The sequence below is a fragment of the Desulfocicer niacini genome (assembly GCF_054657595.1).
This window is the reverse complement of the sequence record NZ_BAAHYK010000023.1, coordinates 84,291-100,120: the sequence shown is the minus strand read 5'-3', so window position 1 is coordinate 100,120 and position 15,830 is coordinate 84,291. Positions and strand designations below refer to the sequence as shown.

12 protein-coding genes are annotated in these 15,830 nt (G+C 40.5%); 6 read left to right on the top strand and 6 right to left on the bottom strand.

Going from position 1 to position 15,830, the window contains the following annotated elements; genetic code table 11:
* Positions 1–585: NAD-dependent epimerase/dehydratase family protein (locus tag ACYQ2M_RS13910; protein ID WP_459916961.1), on the top strand; the 585-nt coding region annotated here is incomplete at its 5' end.
* 331 nt (positions 586–916) lie between these two features.
* Positions 917–1,990 (top strand): IS5 family transposase, encoded by a 1,074-nt coding sequence (locus tag ACYQ2M_RS13905; protein WP_459916960.1) that lies wholly within the window; start codon positions 917–919, stop codon positions 1,988–1,990.
* A gap of 387 nt (positions 1,991–2,377) precedes the next feature.
* Here the strand turns inward: ACYQ2M_RS13905 and ACYQ2M_RS13900 are convergent, their stop codons facing one another.
* Positions 2,378–2,629 (bottom strand): hypothetical protein, encoded by a 252-nt coding sequence (locus ACYQ2M_RS13900; protein ID WP_459916959.1) that lies wholly within the window; start codon positions 2,627–2,629, stop codon positions 2,378–2,380.
* Here ACYQ2M_RS13900 and ACYQ2M_RS13895 point away from each other — a divergent pair.
* On the top strand, positions 2,609–4,501 hold the full coding sequence (locus tag ACYQ2M_RS13895; RefSeq protein ID WP_459916958.1) for a hypothetical protein: 1,893 nt from the start codon (positions 2,609–2,611) through the stop codon (positions 4,499–4,501). The two genes, ACYQ2M_RS13900 and ACYQ2M_RS13895, sit on opposite strands and share 21 nt — an antisense overlap.
* Here the strand turns inward: ACYQ2M_RS13895 and pseB are convergent.
* On the bottom strand, positions 4,498–5,493 hold the full coding sequence (pseB, locus tag ACYQ2M_RS13890; RefSeq protein ID WP_459916957.1) for a UDP-N-acetylglucosamine 4,6-dehydratase (inverting): 996 nt from the start codon (positions 5,491–5,493) through the stop codon (positions 4,498–4,500). The genes ACYQ2M_RS13895 and pseB overlap by 4 nt on opposite strands.
* 316 nt (positions 5,494–5,809) lie before the next feature.
* On the opposite strand from pseB, the gene ACYQ2M_RS13885 reads away from it, so the two are divergent.
* Together ACYQ2M_RS13885 and ACYQ2M_RS13880 are read left to right on the top strand one after the other, a co-directional pair.
* The gene (locus tag ACYQ2M_RS13885) at positions 5,810–6,859 is read left to right on the top strand and encodes a putative sugar O-methyltransferase (RefSeq protein WP_459916956.1); all 1,050 of its coding nucleotides are present in this window, start codon (positions 5,810–5,812) and stop codon (positions 6,857–6,859) included.
* 183 nt (positions 6,860–7,042) lie between these two features.
* Complete coding sequence (locus ACYQ2M_RS13880) at positions 7,043–8,518, top strand: flagellin (protein ID WP_459916955.1); 1,476 nt, start codon at positions 7,043–7,045, stop codon at positions 8,516–8,518.
* Positions 8,519–8,728: 210 nt separating this feature from the next.
* Here ACYQ2M_RS13880 and ACYQ2M_RS13875 read toward each other — a convergent pair whose 3' ends face one another.
* Positions 8,729–11,602 (bottom strand): 6-hydroxymethylpterin diphosphokinase MptE-like protein, encoded by a 2,874-nt coding sequence (locus tag ACYQ2M_RS13875; RefSeq protein ID WP_459916954.1) that lies wholly within the window; start codon positions 11,600–11,602, stop codon positions 8,729–8,731.
* A 751-nt stretch (positions 11,603–12,353) separates the two neighbouring features.
* On the opposite strand from ACYQ2M_RS13875, the gene fliD reads away from it, so the two are divergent.
* Positions 12,354–13,784: a flagellar filament capping protein FliD gene (fliD, locus tag ACYQ2M_RS13870; protein ID WP_459916953.1), complete on the top strand. Its 1,431-nt coding sequence runs from the start codon at positions 12,354–12,356 to the stop codon at positions 13,782–13,784.
* Positions 13,785–13,844: 60 nt separating this feature from the next.
* Here the strand turns inward: fliD and ACYQ2M_RS13865 are convergent, their stop codons facing one another.
* The 3 genes from ACYQ2M_RS13865 to ACYQ2M_RS13855 form a co-directional block, all read right to left on the bottom strand.
* Positions 13,845–14,390 (bottom strand): hypothetical protein, encoded by a 546-nt coding sequence (locus ACYQ2M_RS13865; protein WP_459916952.1) that lies wholly within the window; start codon positions 14,388–14,390, stop codon positions 13,845–13,847.
* 512 nt (positions 14,391–14,902) lie between these two features.
* Positions 14,903–15,289, bottom strand: coding sequence for a HepT-like ribonuclease domain-containing protein (locus ACYQ2M_RS13860; RefSeq protein ID WP_459916951.1), 387 nt, complete (start codon positions 15,287–15,289; stop codon positions 14,903–14,905).
* Positions 15,282–15,575 carry a nucleotidyltransferase family protein gene (locus ACYQ2M_RS13855; RefSeq protein WP_459916950.1) on the bottom strand — a complete coding sequence of 98 codons (294 nt, stop codon included), beginning with the start codon at positions 15,573–15,575 and terminating at the stop codon, positions 15,282–15,284. The genes ACYQ2M_RS13860 and ACYQ2M_RS13855 overlap by 8 nt, the downstream gene beginning before the upstream one ends.
* Positions 15,576–15,830 lie beyond the last annotated feature (255 nt).

The window sequence follows — 15,830 nt, the reverse complement described above, 5'->3', positions numbered from 1 at the left end:
AAGAAATTTATATTTACGAGTTCAGTTTCTGTTTATAATTTCCGGAAACGACCATCTAAAGAAGTTGTAGAGACCTTTTCCATCGAACCTCAAAGCAGATGTATTTATGGAGCTACCAAAGCATTAGGGGGTTATTTTGCTATGAGACACCACTTAAATTTTGTGTCTGTTAGATTTTCAAATCTTTATGGACCAAACCGACATATCAATCCAAATCTGAAATTAGTTTGGCAGCAGGTTTTTGACAGGGCTATTGAAGAAGGGGTGATCAACCTTTATGAACCGCAGATACCTAAGAATCAATACTTGTTTGTTCAGGACGCTGCTGAGGCAATTAAACAAATGCTGACGGCTAAACAACTAAATCATGAAGTATATAATTTAGGTTCAAAGGAAATGAATGACATGCAAGATTTTATAAGTATTGCAAAGAAAAACCTTAAACATATTAAAATAATTGGTTCTCAAGTTTCATGTGCCGGATACAAATATGCAATGAATTGTCAAAGAGCTATTCAGGATTTCGGTTTTAATCCGCAAACCACTTTTGAGCGTGGTTTTGAGAATTATCTCGAATATAAATGATTTATTTGCACTCTTTGTATAGCGGGAAGCCTATGTCGTATAAAGAATTAGGATTAAAAAACAACTAAACTTAACAAGCAGCCCTTTGGCATATGAATGGAAAACAGCTGGTGTTAAAAAGGTGATGTTTTTTTCTAGATAATAGCATCAAGGAATTTTTTATACGTTGAGACCTTTGCACAACCTAACTGCGAATCGCGTGAGAAATTGCAAGAATGAAATAAAAAACCTTGCGACAAGTTAAATTTTAAAATAAACATTTGAATTTGTTGACAAAAATATTAATTTTTGCTATTCTGAATTATAAAATCACACATTCAGGAGGCGCAGCATGGGTTTTAAGTCAAAAAACAAGTATTTCGGTTTTGCAGATCTTGAGCTGATGGACGCGGAATCCAAAAACAGAAGTTTGGACACTTTGAGGAAGTTAACCCATGCGATCAACTGGGAAAAAATATCGGTTATCTTGATGAAAAATTATTGTGTGGGCAAGAGCAGACAAGGCAATGCAGCCTATCCACCTTTGATGCTGTTCAAATGTCTTTTGCTGCAGAAATGGTTTCGTATCAAATCGGACCCGGAACTCGAAAGCCAAATTAATGACCGCATTTCATTTAAAGATTTCCTGAGTCTCCCTCTGGGCGTTCCCTCCCCTGACCATTCAACTTTTTCAAGATTTCGAGACAGGATTTCCAAAACAACTTTTGATAAAATTCACAGCGAAATTTTGGGTCAGTTTGTAAAGCTGGGTTTATCCATCAACGAGGGAATAGCCATAGATGCCAGGCTGGTAAAATCAGCGAGCAAACCATTAAAAACAAGTCGACTCAAAGAATTAGAGGAAGAACGATCCAATCCGGAAGGCCAGCTGGACAAAAATGGGAATCCCAGGAAATTTTCAAGAGATCTGGAATTAAATTGGATAGTTAAAAATGATAAGCCGCACTATGGTTTAAAAGAACACGCATCCGTAGACGTCAAAAACGGATTTGTTCTGGCAACGACTTTGATTCCGGCTTCAGTGCATGATACCAACCTGTTTCAATACTGCACAATTTTTAGCAGACATACCTCCCAGATACTGAAAAATGTGTATGCCGACAAAGGCTATCAAAGTAAGCTGAACCGAAGTTTTTTAAGTTTGAATGGGTTTGGTGATAAAATCATGAGGAAAGACACTCGCCGGGCAAAATTGACTCCTGTTGAAATCGAACGAAATAAAGATATCTCAAAGCTTCGTTACATTGTTGAACAATATTTTGGTTTAAGTGACATCCATGATGGGGCTGCCAGGGCAAGATTTACAACCATAGCCAAGAACAATATTGATCTATGGTTCAAACAAGCTGCATTGAATATAAAACGAGGTTTCAAAATCTTAAATCAGAAACAGACTGCCGTTTAAGTAAGAAAATCCAGGCACTCCTGTGCCTGGATTTCCAGATTATGTTTATTCTCATTTCGAATGCATCTATTTACTAATTTTCCCACGAAATAAAGCGAATTTTTCCGAATAAATTCTGGATGAAAATCATCCATTCAGATCGGCGAATTCATTTTTGTTGTAGATTTGGCCGAAACCCTAAATATTCAAAGCTCTCACGTTGTTTATAATTAGGCACTAAACTCACGCCTGAATATGTATCTTGTAGTGCATTCCTCTTGTCATATAAATGTCATATTCAAGTAGCTAAAATTTCAAAATGCAACTTTATTTTGTTCGTGTCGGGGTTGTTATTGTAATAAAAAAACGATGGTCAAGCCCATTGACCGGGCAGAGCAGGTTGTGAAATCAATCAAGATTGAAACGGTACCGATAGCATAATTGATATTTCTTCTTGCATACCAGAATAAGATGCACATGCAACTGTGTTGTGCTTGAAATCAACACTGCATCAGTATAATCATAGATAATACGGAGCCTCAAATAAACCTTTACGCCTTCTTCCACCTCAACATCGCTTTCTCCTCCATTGAGGAAGAACAACGCCTCGAAGTCATCCGGCGCTGTTACTGGCCACTTTTGGATCTGATAGACAGGCATAAATTCCCCATTGGCATTGAAGCGTCAGCCTACACCCTGGAAGTGATCAATGGTCTTGATCCACAATGGATAGCTGTTTTACGCAAGCTCTGTGATCAGGGTCTGGTCGAGTTCATCGGCAGCGGCTATGCTCAGATTATTGGCACACTGGTTCCTGGACGGGTCAATGTGGCCAATCTGCGCATTGGTAATAGGGTATATGAACATCTCCTCGGGTTTCGACCCAGAATTGTGCTGGTAAATGAGCAGGCTTTTTCAGCCGGGCTTATATCCCATTATCTGAATGCCGGATACCAGGCAATAATCATGGAATGGAATAACCCGGCCCGGTTTCATCCGGAATGGGATCCACGATGGCGGTATTTACCTCAAGTGGCTGTTGGTCAATACAACGAAGAAATAGCACTTGTTTGGAATAAGTCCATTTCATTTCAGAAATTTCAGCGTTATGCTCATGGTGAAATGGAGTTGGATGAGTATATTGGGTACCTGGAGCAACATCTCTGCCAGGAGCACCGGGCCTTTCCCTTTTATGGTAATGATGTCGAAATTTTCGATTTCCGCCCAGGTCGTTTTTTTACCGAGGCTGGAATGCATCAGGACGGCGAGTGGAAACGTATTGATAAACTGTTTGCACGGCTGTCCAGTGATGAGCGTTTTCAGTGTGTGCCGGTTAGTGCTGTACTTAAATTGATGAATCAGCCCCATGCTGGCAACCGTCTGTCCCTTGAATCCTCTCAGCATCCTATTCCTGTAAAAAAGCAGGAAAAATACAACATCACCCGCTGGGCTGTGACAGGCACCCATGACCTGAAGATCAATACGGACTGCTGGAAAATTTTTAATAAGCTGATGGGGACAGCGGCAGACGAAGATAAATGGAAAGAGCTTTGCTACTTGTGGAGTAGTGATTTTCGCACACATATCACGCCCAAACGCTTAAACGCTTTCCATGAAAGACTGGAGAAGTTTAAGGCAAGCGTCGTGATCAGTAACAGTGTTTCCTCCCAGGGGATTCCTTTCAAAAAAACATTATCTGAGGTTTGCGTCACCACCGCAACCAATGGCCGGATTATTACTCTGGAAAATCATCATATCAAGCTTGAACTCAATTGTCGTCGGGGGCTGGCTGTTCAAGCCCTTCTCTTTAAGCAAATATGCTCAAAGCCGTTATGCGTGACTCTGCCCCACGGATATTATGACGATATAAGTATGGGGGCTGACTTTTACAGCGGTAATCTCATTCTGGAAACCCCCGGTAAACCCAAAATTACCGACCTGGAACCGCTCGAACCGGTGATTGAAAAGAATGAAAATGGAGTCGTCACTGTTTCAGGTATAATAAAGACCCCTGTGGGAAACATAATCAAACGTATTGTGGTTGACAATAATCAGGAAGGGGAGACATGCGTTATAATTTCCTATCAAATTCAATGGAAAAACAGGCCAATGGGGTCATTACGACTGGGAGTCATCACGTTGAATCCGGAAGCGTTTGATCCAGAGACATTATACTATGCCACACATAATGGCGGATTTGATCTGGAAAAATTTGCTCTGAGTGGTACGACTGTAAACCATGGTGTACCGGCATCTTTTCTGGTTTCGGCTAATGCCGCCTTGGGGGTAACAGGGGGGCTGGTCATTCTCGGAGATCAGAGCAAACAAATTCATATTGAAATTGATAAAACCAATAGTGCTGCCATCGGCATGATTACACATCGCCCAGTATCCCCCAATTATTTTTTCCGTCATATGTTTTCTCTGATGGAAATGGACGAGACAAGTGACAGGTACTATTTGGATCGTGAAGATAGCGCTAATGTCGACTTTGAATTTACAATAACAGCCAGGAAAGGTTCCTGTGATTAGTTGTTTGACACCATTTCTATTAAATCTTTTGCCGAAAGCCAGGACGAATTAATATCACTGGAATAGATAAAATTCTCAGCCATGGGTATACAATCGGTCATTGTACTGCTTTTGCATTCTGGGTGATTGGGTAAAACGATATAAAAATTTTTTGTCTTTACAGTACGTCGTCCTTCTTCCTCATTGATAAGCACTTCATGTATTTTCTCTCCCGCCCTGATGCCTATTTCACGTTGTTCACACCCCGGGGCAATCGCGTTGGCAAGGTCAGTGATGCGCATACTGGGAATTTGTGGAATGAAAATTTCACCGCCTTGCATGGCTTTCAGTCCATTTAAGACAAGTTCCACTGCCTGTTCAAGGGAGATCCAGAATCGTGTCATGCGTTTGTCGGTTATGGTAATATAGCCTTGGCTTTTTTGTCTCCGAAAGAGAGGGATCACACTTCCCCGGGAACCCAGCACATTTCCATACCTTACAAGACTAAAACGAGTGGGGCGATTACCTGAATAGGCATTGGCATGAATGAACAGTTTGTCCGAGCAGAGTTTGGTTGCCCCGTAAAGATTAACTGGGTTCACAGCCTTATCTGTACTCAAGGCCATGACATGGGGGACTTTGTTATCAAGGGCTGCTTCAATGATGTTTGTTGCCCCGAGAATGTTTGTTTTGACCGCCTCAAAGGGATTGTATTCGCAGGCTGGCACCTGCTTCATGGCCGCCGCATGGATAATTACATCAGCTTCCCGACAGGCTTCCTTTAGCCGATCTTTGTCCCTGACGTCCCCGATAAAAAAACGTAACCTGTTGTCTGGTATTTCTTCCTGAAGGTGAAATTGTTTTAATTCATCCCTGCTGTAAATTCTGATGGCATGAGGGTTGTGATTTGCCAGAGCCGTTTTTATAAATGCTTTGCCAAATGATCCGGTTCCACCTGTGAGAAGTATGGTCTTATTGTTCAGTGAAAAAATATCCGTTGCATGTGAACTCATTGGGGGCCTCATATTATGAAAAGCAACTAAAATTATTATATGAATTTTTGGTATCCTTTAAACGTATTTTATAGTCTTTAAGACCATTCCCCACTTTTGAAAATTTTCTTTAATCACAGTGTAAAATACTTTGAGGTTCAAAATATAAGGATGCCAAATCCTGCTAATGCAATAATGATGCTTAATCATGTCACAAAACAAAAATTGTGCAAATGTTTTTTTAATTTTTTGAAAAACAACATGTAATAAATAACTGGTTTGTTTGCAACTTCTTTCGGTTCAAATTGATTCTTACTGCTAAGTATAGGAAAATGAAATGTACCCTCTTCTTGAAATGATGCTCAGTGATATGGAAAAAGCCCCAACCTTGTATCAACCAACGCAATTTTGGAAACATGGCGTACAGAGCATACTGGATGATTTACGTTGCCATGGGGTTGAAAATTTCCGATCTTTGAACAGTGTGCTAAATTTTTTTGCTCCTAAATACGCGTTTCCGGATTATTATCAAAACACTGAAGCATATCTTCAGCAAAACAAACAATTCGTTGAAGATCGATTAGGGTATCGTTGGGGAGTTGCTGCAGAACAGTTTTTTTCAGGCCAACTACAGGCTCTTAGTGATTATAGAGTATATTTGGCGACATCAAAGGATAATCATCCTTATTTAGATAAAATAAGTGAAAGTGAGGTTGGGGCACCAGTGGAGCAATTCGTTTTTGAGGGAAGATATTTCAGCCGCTCTTTACTTAACTACCTGCTGGGAATTAATTATTTAAAAAGTTGCTTTGATCTTGAAAAAATAAACACCGTTCTTGAAATTGGAGGTGGTTATGGAACCCTCGGTGAAATTTTGCTGGGGGATGCGCGTAATCATTGTTTTTATATAAATGTTGACATTCCACCAACCAGTTTTGTGTCCACATTTTATTTAAAAAAACTATTTGGTGAAAACAATATTGGGGATTATTCAAGACTTAGAGATGAAAAAGGGTTGGATATTGGAGATTTGGCAGGCAGGTACAAAGGAATTGTAATTTGTCCTTGGCAATTTCCTAAGATTAGAGGTTCTGTTGATTTGTTTGTTAATTTTATTTCTTTTCAGGAGATGGAGCCCGAGGTGGTAGAAAATTATTTTATTCATGTGGATCGTCTATGCTCCAAATATATACTTCTGCGCAACCTAAGGGAAGGGAAGCCAACGGCTGAAAGAGAGGGTGGGCTGGGTGTAAAAATGCCGATTTTGGGGGATGATTATGATAGCCTTTTACCAAATTATCGATTGGTTGGGACAAACACAATTCCTTATGCTTATAAGACAGAGGATGGTTTTCATTCCGAACTGAGGGTTTACCAGAAAAAATAGACAACTCTTAAAAAAATAATTTAAGTTTTAACTGACAAGTGCCGAAATGTTGTTTAATGGAAAAAGAGAAATCGGGCAAAGGGAGGTGACCTGAAACATCGCCCATAGAAATTTCCATAAAATATTTATCTACTGGCAGGGAAGCCGGTAAAAACGAAATCAAAATTCACGGAGGAATTAAACATGGCACTTACAATTAACAGTAATATTACTTCTTTGAACGCACAAAGAAATTTAAACAATACCACTAATTCCCTTACCAAATCAATGGAAAGACTTTCATCTGGTCTTCGCATCAACAGCGCAAAAGACGACGCAGCAGGGCTCTCCATTGCCAATCGGATGACTTCCCAGGTACGAGGACTGGACCAGGCAGCTCGAAACGCCAATGACGGCATTTCTATGGCACAGACCGCAGAAGGAGCCATGCAGGAGGTAAGTAGCAACCTTCAGCGAATTCGTGAGCTGGCCGTACAGGCAGCAAGTGATTCCAACTCCGCAACTGATAGAGCGGCACTCAATGATGAGGTTACACAGTTGGTGGCAGAGATTAACCGAGTTGCTGAAACAACCACCTTTAATGGTACAAGTTTGCTGGATGGTTCTTTTGGAAGTAAAAATATCCAGGTGGGTGCTAACAATGGCGAAACCATTAGTATTTCAATGGTCAGTGTAAAAGCTGACTCACTTGGTGTGGGGTCGAATTCAAGTTACACAACTTCGGTTTCTGGTGCAGCAGTAACCGATGAATTGGCTGCTGGAGATTTAACAATTAATGGCTATGAGATCGGTGCTACCACTTCCGATGGTGTGTCATACACATCCGGTGCAGCAAGTGCAATCGCTGTAGCAAATGCAATTAATGCGCGAACTGGTGATACTGGTGTAACTGCTTCAATAGAAATAGCTACTGTTGAAGGAACTACATTGACTGCGGCTGATGATGCCATTGTAGCTGGAGATGTGCTGATTAATGGAGTTGACATTGGAGCTATTTCAGCAGCGGGATCAGGTGCAGCCATTGATCGTGGAGCAGATGTTGCCGCAGCCATTAATGCTATTTCAGATCAAACAGGGGTGACTGCAACATTTGATACTGAAACGGGTGCAGTCGATTTGGCTTCGATAGACGGTCGTAATATTACTGTAACTTTTGATTCTGCAAATGGTGTTTCGGGTGGAACAACAGGCATAACAGGTACTACTAGTGGGACATCAGTCACTTATTCTTCTGTAAATTTATCATCAAGCTCATCAGCGGGTATCACTATTGGTGGAAATAATGAAGATAATGCTGGTTTAGACGACTCAACTGGTTTCACAGAAGCCACAGCCACAGCGGGGGCAGGTGTTTCTTCCCTTGATCTGACCACCGCGTCTGGTGCAAATGATGCTATAGACATAGTGGATGCAGCCTTGGCAAATATTGATAGCGCCCGAGGTGATTTGGGAGCCATCCAGAATCGATTTGAATCTACCATATCCAACCTGCAAAATGTATCTGAAAATGTATCAGCTGCTCGATCACGAATTATGGATGCCGATTTTGCGGCAGAAACAGCAGCCATGACCAAGGCTCAGGTAATGCAGCAAGCCGGTACCGCCATGCTGGCCCAGGCCAATCAGCTGCCGCAGTCAGCACTCAGCCTGCTCCAGTAACTGCGTTATCTACTAAAATTTTTAATGGCAGATAATATTTAAAAAGATAGTTGTGTGCTAAGCAATAAAAAGGCCCCGGATTCATTTACGGGGCCTTTTTGTCTTTGATAGATAGATTTATAGGATCAGTTTTGAATTTTGTGCTTTACCGTTATCTTGTTCTATTCATTTTGTAAAAATTAAAATCGGCACATGCCTCTTGAGTCAGAGTCATGAGAAATTGTTTTGCTTTTTTTTTATTATTTTATAAACTTCCAGAGCTGCCTTCAACTGGCCATTTTCCCGATAGCAATCCCCAATTTTTTTCAAAAGGTTAATGTTATCCGGTAAAACCGTAGCCGCCTGCTCATAGGCCATGATGGCATCAGTGAATTCTCCTTCCGTTTGCAGCCTATCACCCAATTGTTCCCATATAACTACATGGGATGAATCTAACTCCACGGCTTTGTTCAGGTACTCAATTCCACTGGTAAAATCGTTAACACTAAAAAAAACTTCAGCTGCAGTTGCAAATTGATTGGGGTTTTCGGGGGAGTATTTAAAAGCAATCTCTAAATTGTATACAGCTCCATCCAAATCTTTTTGTGTAAAAAGAAGGATACTGTACATATGATAAAAATTAGCAATTATTTTATCTTCAAGAGTCGTGATAAGGTTTTTATTGTTATCGAATTCTGTGAGCCATACCAATAAGAGATCTTCAATCTTGTAGAGCGTATTTGTTTCTTTAGCGATTTCTATCATATTTAAATCACTTGCAGCCAATTTTTTGACTTCCAGTGCCAGTTGGGTGTGATTCCCGCAATGGCGAATACCTTTGAAAAGCATTTTTCTTGTTAGATGGGTATGGGATTCAATTTTATATTGATTGGATATATTAAGGTATTGAGTTCCCATTTTTTGACGAAAGTTATCCATAAGATTTATTGATAAAGAATCTCCAAGCCTTGAAAAATAAAATTCACTTTCTTTAAATCTGGATTGTGTGGATGCAATGGCACCTTTATAGAAAAAAAGTTCAGAATGATCAGGAGAAATAACCTCCAGACGTTTAAGTATGTGTTGTGCAAGAACGTACTTGTTATTTTCAAAATAATGTTTTGCTAATTTAAGCAGATTGTTTTCTGTATTTACTTGTTGTTGGATAGACTCTTGAAGAGATGTTTCTTTAAGTCTAAAATCAATAATATATTTCAACTCCTTTTTGAAAAGCGATAGTATTTCATTGCGTGCTGAATTCAAATTAATAAGTCTGTCCAGATTTCGGATAAAATTTGAAATAAAATTTCCTGCTCCCTTCCCAAGAGAGGATTTTACCTCATGTAGTTTCCTTTCACTCTCCTTTACGTCCGCCATGGATATTTCTTCCAGGATCTCCCATATTTGCATCTTCTCGCCGTAGTCCATTTTTTTTTCAAGCAATTCAGCATGCTCAATTTTTTTCTGAATATTTAAGGGAAGATCTTTGAGAGAACGGCAGGATCGGATTTTTATATTTGTTTTAAAACTCCTTCGTATTGTGCGGATGGTTTCATCGTATTTTAAAACGCTTTTGGATAAATTTTTGGTGATTTTTAATGTGCTTGCAATTTCATTGATTATTGTTTGAGAATGATTTGTTTTGTTTTTTTTCAGAGCTGCGTTAAAATGAGATGTAAAATCAATATTTTTCACGCAATATTGTTCTATGGCTGGTTTTAATGAACGTATTTCTGTACCGGCTATGTGTGCCCCACCTTCTGTGGCGTTGATATAGTGGATGTCGGGATGGGCGGCCATGATACTTTCAAAGTGGTTTATCATGGAAAGAAATGAACGGGTTGATGGGACTTTTTTATTGTCAATGCCATCTATCCAGATGGCATCAGGGTTTTTATCAAAAAAATCTTTTTCTGCACTTTCTGGGTTGCTTAGCACGACTCCGGCAGCATGGTCTTTGTAACCTGAATATGCCAGATCCTGGCCAACAAAGATAATGGGAGAACAACCCATAATGATAGCTGCAGTAAGGTTTAAATGTGCTGCTGTACCTGAACCTGATGTTAAAATTGTTCCGCCCATCATGGTGTTGATCCATTTTTCAATGGGTTTGCTTGAAAATGTCCAGAATATGTTGGTAGCAGGAAAAAATTGATGGACCTCAGGTGTGACGTAAGGGGCTGCTATTAAAGAGACCTCATTGGTCTGGGGTGCATAATCCGCAATTTTTTCGTAGTTAATTTGCTGTGGATCTATGGCTGTTAAAAAATGTGGTGTAACCTTATGGCTTAATAGAACGGGAAAGATAGAGTCAACTGCAATAATAATGGCCTTATCTTTAAGTGGTGGTAAAAGATGAATGTTTTTATCCAAGGACGGTCCGCCTGCAACAAGAATTGCAGGTATTCCATGAAAACACCCCTTCAGTGTTTCAAGAAGATCCTGGTGGTGGATGGATTTGAGAACGGATAGACGATTTTTAATAAACCGTTCACCAAACCTTTGATCAGTTGCTCCAGCAATGCTTCTTCTGTTAATGTATTCAAAAACTTTATGATCCAAATTCTCATAACCCGATTCATTCTGCTGAAATGATGATAGGTGGCGAAGTCTGTGGATAACTTCAAGTTGCAGGGCTTTATCTGTGGGCTCCAGAATTTGTTTGATATTGGGATCGGGATCAAAGGATAAAATAAGTCTTCTATCTGAAAGGGTTTTCGAAAAATCCATTACCTTCAGTGCCTGATTGAAATTTTTCGGTCCAAGATCAAAAACAGCCACATGTCGAATTTGCGGACGTTGTTCCAATAGAGCGGTGAGCATATAACCCAATCCCATCCCAATGAGAACTACAACACCGGTGGAGTCTTCCGGAACTAAATTGAGAGCTTCTGAAACTTCAGTGTCAGGTTTATCCAGATTATGCAGGTTTACTTCAACGCCTTCAGCACTAAGGACACGCAAATTAGGCTGTCCATTGGGCGCCAAAAACAATTCTCCCTTGGGCTCGCAGCCATGATTAATTATAAATGACCAAATATGGGGGTGGTATTTTTTTAGCAGATTCAAGTTGGATTGATAATAATCGGGGAGTTCAGTTGGCATATTAATGTAATCCTTATGTATATTGATCTTCATTCATAAATATTCGGATTGGTAATGTAAGTGTTTGCAAAGTGCCTTATATTTCCCTGTTTGGACGGAAAAAGTATTCAAAATCTATGTGAGCATGCCAAAACAGGTGAAAAATGGAGTGCTATCCGGATATTTACCGTCATTCGTAAATTTTCGGTATGGTTTACCTTTGTCTTGGACAATAAAGCAAAAATGGAGCCACAATAAATATAAAATTGATTAAAACAATCAATGATTAGAGAATTTTAGCATTTCAGCATTAACCATTCGTTATAATTTGATAATCAACGGAGCAGGCTTGAATTGTTAGACCCCGAATTTTTAAGCAAATATAATGCTTATGCCAAAAAAATGTATTAATAATGAAATCCTAACGTGTTACCCCCAATAAAGCAACCCTGACATCGATTTCCCAGAAATCAATATAAAAAATTGAGCATTGACTTGAAGTTAAAGTTTTTGTTTAATATTCCGATATAGAATATGTTATATTAGAAAAATAACTCATGAGTCGTAAGTTCTCACTCTTCATATTTGATGTGCAGTTAAAAAAGTTTCAGGACCACATTATATAGTGGCAAATCAGAAAACTTATGACGAACGATTAAATAAGAATACATTGGCGTTATTTGCATAGACCTGTTGAGAGTTCTTAACCCTTAAATATAGATAAAGCATTATTAGCCCAAGCAATTAAAAATTGCCGGAGCGAGGAGAAATCATGAGCCTTTCAGTCGGAGGACTTGCATCGGGTTTGGATACTGAAAATATAGTTTCTCAACTTTTAACCATTCAACAACAACCCATTACGCGACTTCAATCCCAGGAGGCTGATTACCAGCTTGAACTAACCACTTATGGGACCATCCAAGGATACCTTGATTCACTTTTGACGGCTGCGGAGGCATTTGATACCGAGGATGAGCTGGTCTCTTATACCGCTACTTCCGGGGATACGGACCTGTTCACGGTTACAGCCGATGAAGATGCCAGTTTTGGTTCATATAATGTGACGGTGCAGCAGCTTGCTGAAGCTCATAAACTCACCAGCATAGCTTTTGCCGATGAGGAAGCTGTGGGCGAAGGGACACTGCATATCAATGTGGGATCTGACAGTGTCACCGATATTGAGGTGTCCGCGACCGATACCATTGAGGATGTGGCCCAAAGCATAAATGATGCTGACGTCGGAGTACAGGCTGTTGTCATGTTTGACGGTACCGACTATTTTTTGACGTTAACCTCTGAAGAAACCGGTGCTGACAACGTCATTACCCTTACTGCCACTGAGGCTGGAACGATTCAGGGGGACCCTGAGAATAGCGATACCACTGGTCTCTCAAGACTGGTCTATGAAGAAGGAGTGACCACAAATCTTAGTAATACTAATTCACCTGTCGATGCGATCCTGACCGTTGACGGGGTGTCGGATATCCATAGGGATTCGAACACCATTGATGATGTGCTCCCGGGCTTAACACTGACCCTGAATACAGCTCCTGATGCTCCGGACAATCAATCAACCCTGACTGTGACCAGCAGTGCAAGCACTATTACCTCTAAAATTAATGCTTTTGTTAGCGCCTATAACCAAATGACTGGATTAATAGAAACTGCTCAGGCTTATAATTCAGATACGGGGGTTGCCGGTGTTTTGATGGGCGATGCCACCACCAACAGCATCCGCCATAGTTTGGAAGACATGATTTCTGATACGGTTTCAGGAATTACTTCCTTTAGCCGGTTGGAAGATTTGGGCATTGCCATGAATAGTGATGGTCAGCTCGAAGTTGATTCCGACACCCTGAACAGCGCATTGGAAGATAACTTTGATGATGTTATTCAGTTTTTTACCCAGACAACGGAAGGCTCCGAAGGTTTTGCCGTGCGTATGGTGGAAAAACTGAACGGAATCCTTGATGGTACAAGTGGTGTCTTGACTGCGAGGCAGGATGGTATTCAGGATAGCATTGACAATATTCAGGAACAGATTGAACGAAGCGAAACACGCTTGACTACTTGGGAAATTCGTACCAGGGCTCAGTTCAATTCCCTGGAATTGCTGCTTGCCCAGTATCAATCTACCGGGGATTATCTCAGCCAGCAGATTGCAAGCATGCAGAACTTGAACAGCTATATCGCCAAGAGATGATGAATTTGTCCCCCCCCTTGAGCTGAAGAAAACTCTGGGGGGGATGTTTTATTAACCAGATCAAACTTTTTGGGCCCAGGAATCAAGCTTTTCCATAACTGCATCAAAGGTGTCCATGGAAATATTCGGCAAACTACCCCCCAGTGCATCCGATGCCATCTGAAATCCTTTTTCAATGCCGGATTTAATCTCCGCCAGTTTTTCAGGGTCATTTCCCCCCAAGGAAATGGCCATTGCAACAATGCGATCAGACGTTTTTTCCACACCCCAATACCCATCCTCAGCAATTAAATCCTGTGCCTCAGCCTGGGTCATATTATTCAGATCAATGGATGTGTCTCCCGCCGCAATCTGGGTAGACAACCCCTGTTCCTTGAACGTATTAACAATCATTTGACGCACATCAGAAAAATTTGATGACACACGCCCGGATGTTTTGTTAACACTATAGGTGCCGGTTTCAGCAGGCTGGTTATTCAAAGAAAGGGTATCCCCGGAGAACGATGGTTTTTGTTCCGGGTTGTCCACCGTTTTTGTCTTTGGGGGGTATGATTCCTGGTTCTGGTAAACCTTGTGTTGGTTCAAGGTGGTTACATCGTTGATCATGTTTGTCTCCTTTGCCCACATTTATTTCGGGAGATTTTCCTGGGGTGGATTTAATTTCGTCCCTTTTGATTAATTCAAGATGCCATGGGGTCAGACGGGGTACCCGGGGTAGCTTGGCAGGAGTACCTTGACGTCTCATATCGACTTGATGATCCAGTCATCACAAATAGTCTTCACCTCCGATCCTCTTGGGAACCTGGCAGCATAAAAGCATAAAAAATATAATGTTTATAACATCGGCATGTTGGTGGAAATTCTTTAGAGAAATGGGATCTGGCTGATATAGATAATTCTTGAAGCGTTTTATGACTATGGAATTCCGGTTAAGAGACAGATGACACGAGTCGATAAAATAATAGGGACTTGATCACAAGATCGGCCAAATTGGTACCTTGTTTCTCCATAGTCATTATAGGTAACGATGAAAAAATCACCCGAAGCGCTGTCTTAAGTCTCTTAAACTCCTGATTGGGAATCTTGGGCTGGGGGATCAGGCTTGGCAGAGTGCAGAGCTATCCCGATAAGGTACTCTGTAGTTCTTTGATCATTTTATTAATGGTTTCAGCAAGGGAAGGAATATGTTGTTTGCAAACATCAAATATTACGTCTGCATCCATTTGAAAATAATGATGACTAATGATGTCACGCATGCCTTTGGCACTTTTCCAATCAACCTGAGAATACCGGGATAACAGCTTTTTGTCTGTAGTTTTGTCAAGGTTTTTTAAGGCTTCTCCAATTGCAATGAGTAACATGCGTATACTATCAAGTTTTTCCATGCCAGCTGGAGAGCCTGTAAAATCAACCACTTCTTTTACAGGCTCAAACCTCTGTAAAATGGTTTGTGCAGCTTGATAAATCTGCTTCATTATTTCCAGGGCAAGTTCCTTGTCATACATAAACAGCTTCCTTGTCGATTCTATTTTTCAAAAAGGCATTCATGTCATCCCGGTATCTTATAATGTCCACCTTTCTGTTAAACTTTTCTTCTAATTCTTGTTTTATGCCAATAAGATAAAATAAATCAGTTTTTCCGAGTTCAACAACAATATCTATATCACTTTCTGCTGTCATCTCGTCCCGTGCAGCTGAACCAAAAATACCCATTTTAAGGATGGTGTATCGTTCTTTTTTTTCCCCTTTAAATTGGTGCAGATGGAAAAGTATTTCATCTTTTTTAGTCATGATTTCCCTCGTATAACGTCTTAAATTATATATATAATATCTATTGTTTAATTCCATGTCAATGGTTGTCATATGGGGTCTGACCGAAAGCGCCGATTAAAACCGGTAAAGGATAGAGAATGAAAGCGTCTTATGGTGAAGGTTTAGCAAATCACACCAGCCTCGATTCATGCGGCAATTGCAGTAATGCAGTGGAGGGATCCGGGGTCTGAACCCGATAAGTTTTTGTAATTAGGGAATGCACCCGGGGCAAAC

Coding starts and splice junctions, on each gene's coding strand:
- ACYQ2M_RS13875 (WP_459916954.1), bottom strand. CDS start 11,602: ATGCCAACTGAACTCCCCGATTATTATCAATCCAACTTGAATCTGCTA.
- pseB (WP_459916957.1), bottom strand. CDS start 5,493: ATGAGTTCACATGCAACGGATATTTTTTCACTGAACAATAAGACCATA.
- ACYQ2M_RS13885 (WP_459916956.1), top strand. CDS start 5,810: ATGTACCCTCTTCTTGAAATGATGCTCAGTGATATGGAAAAAGCCCCA.
- ACYQ2M_RS13865 (WP_459916952.1), bottom strand. CDS start 14,390: ATGATCAACGATGTAACCACCTTGAACCAACACAAGGTTTACCAGAAC.
- ACYQ2M_RS13905 (WP_459916960.1), top strand. CDS start 917: ATGGGTTTTAAGTCAAAAAACAAGTATTTCGGTTTTGCAGATCTTGAG.
- ACYQ2M_RS13860 (WP_459916951.1), bottom strand. CDS start 15,289: ATGTATGACAAGGAACTTGCCCTGGAAATAATGAAGCAGATTTATCAA.
- ACYQ2M_RS13880 (WP_459916955.1), top strand. CDS start 7,043: ATGGCACTTACAATTAACAGTAATATTACTTCTTTGAACGCACAAAGA.
- fliD (WP_459916953.1), top strand. CDS start 12,354: ATGAGCCTTTCAGTCGGAGGACTTGCATCGGGTTTGGATACTGAAAAT.
- ACYQ2M_RS13855 (WP_459916950.1), bottom strand. CDS start 15,575: ATGACTAAAAAAGATGAAATACTTTTCCATCTGCACCAATTTAAAGGG.
- ACYQ2M_RS13900 (WP_459916959.1), bottom strand. CDS start 2,629: ATGCCTGTCTATCAGATCCAAAAGTGGCCAGTAACAGCGCCGGATGAC.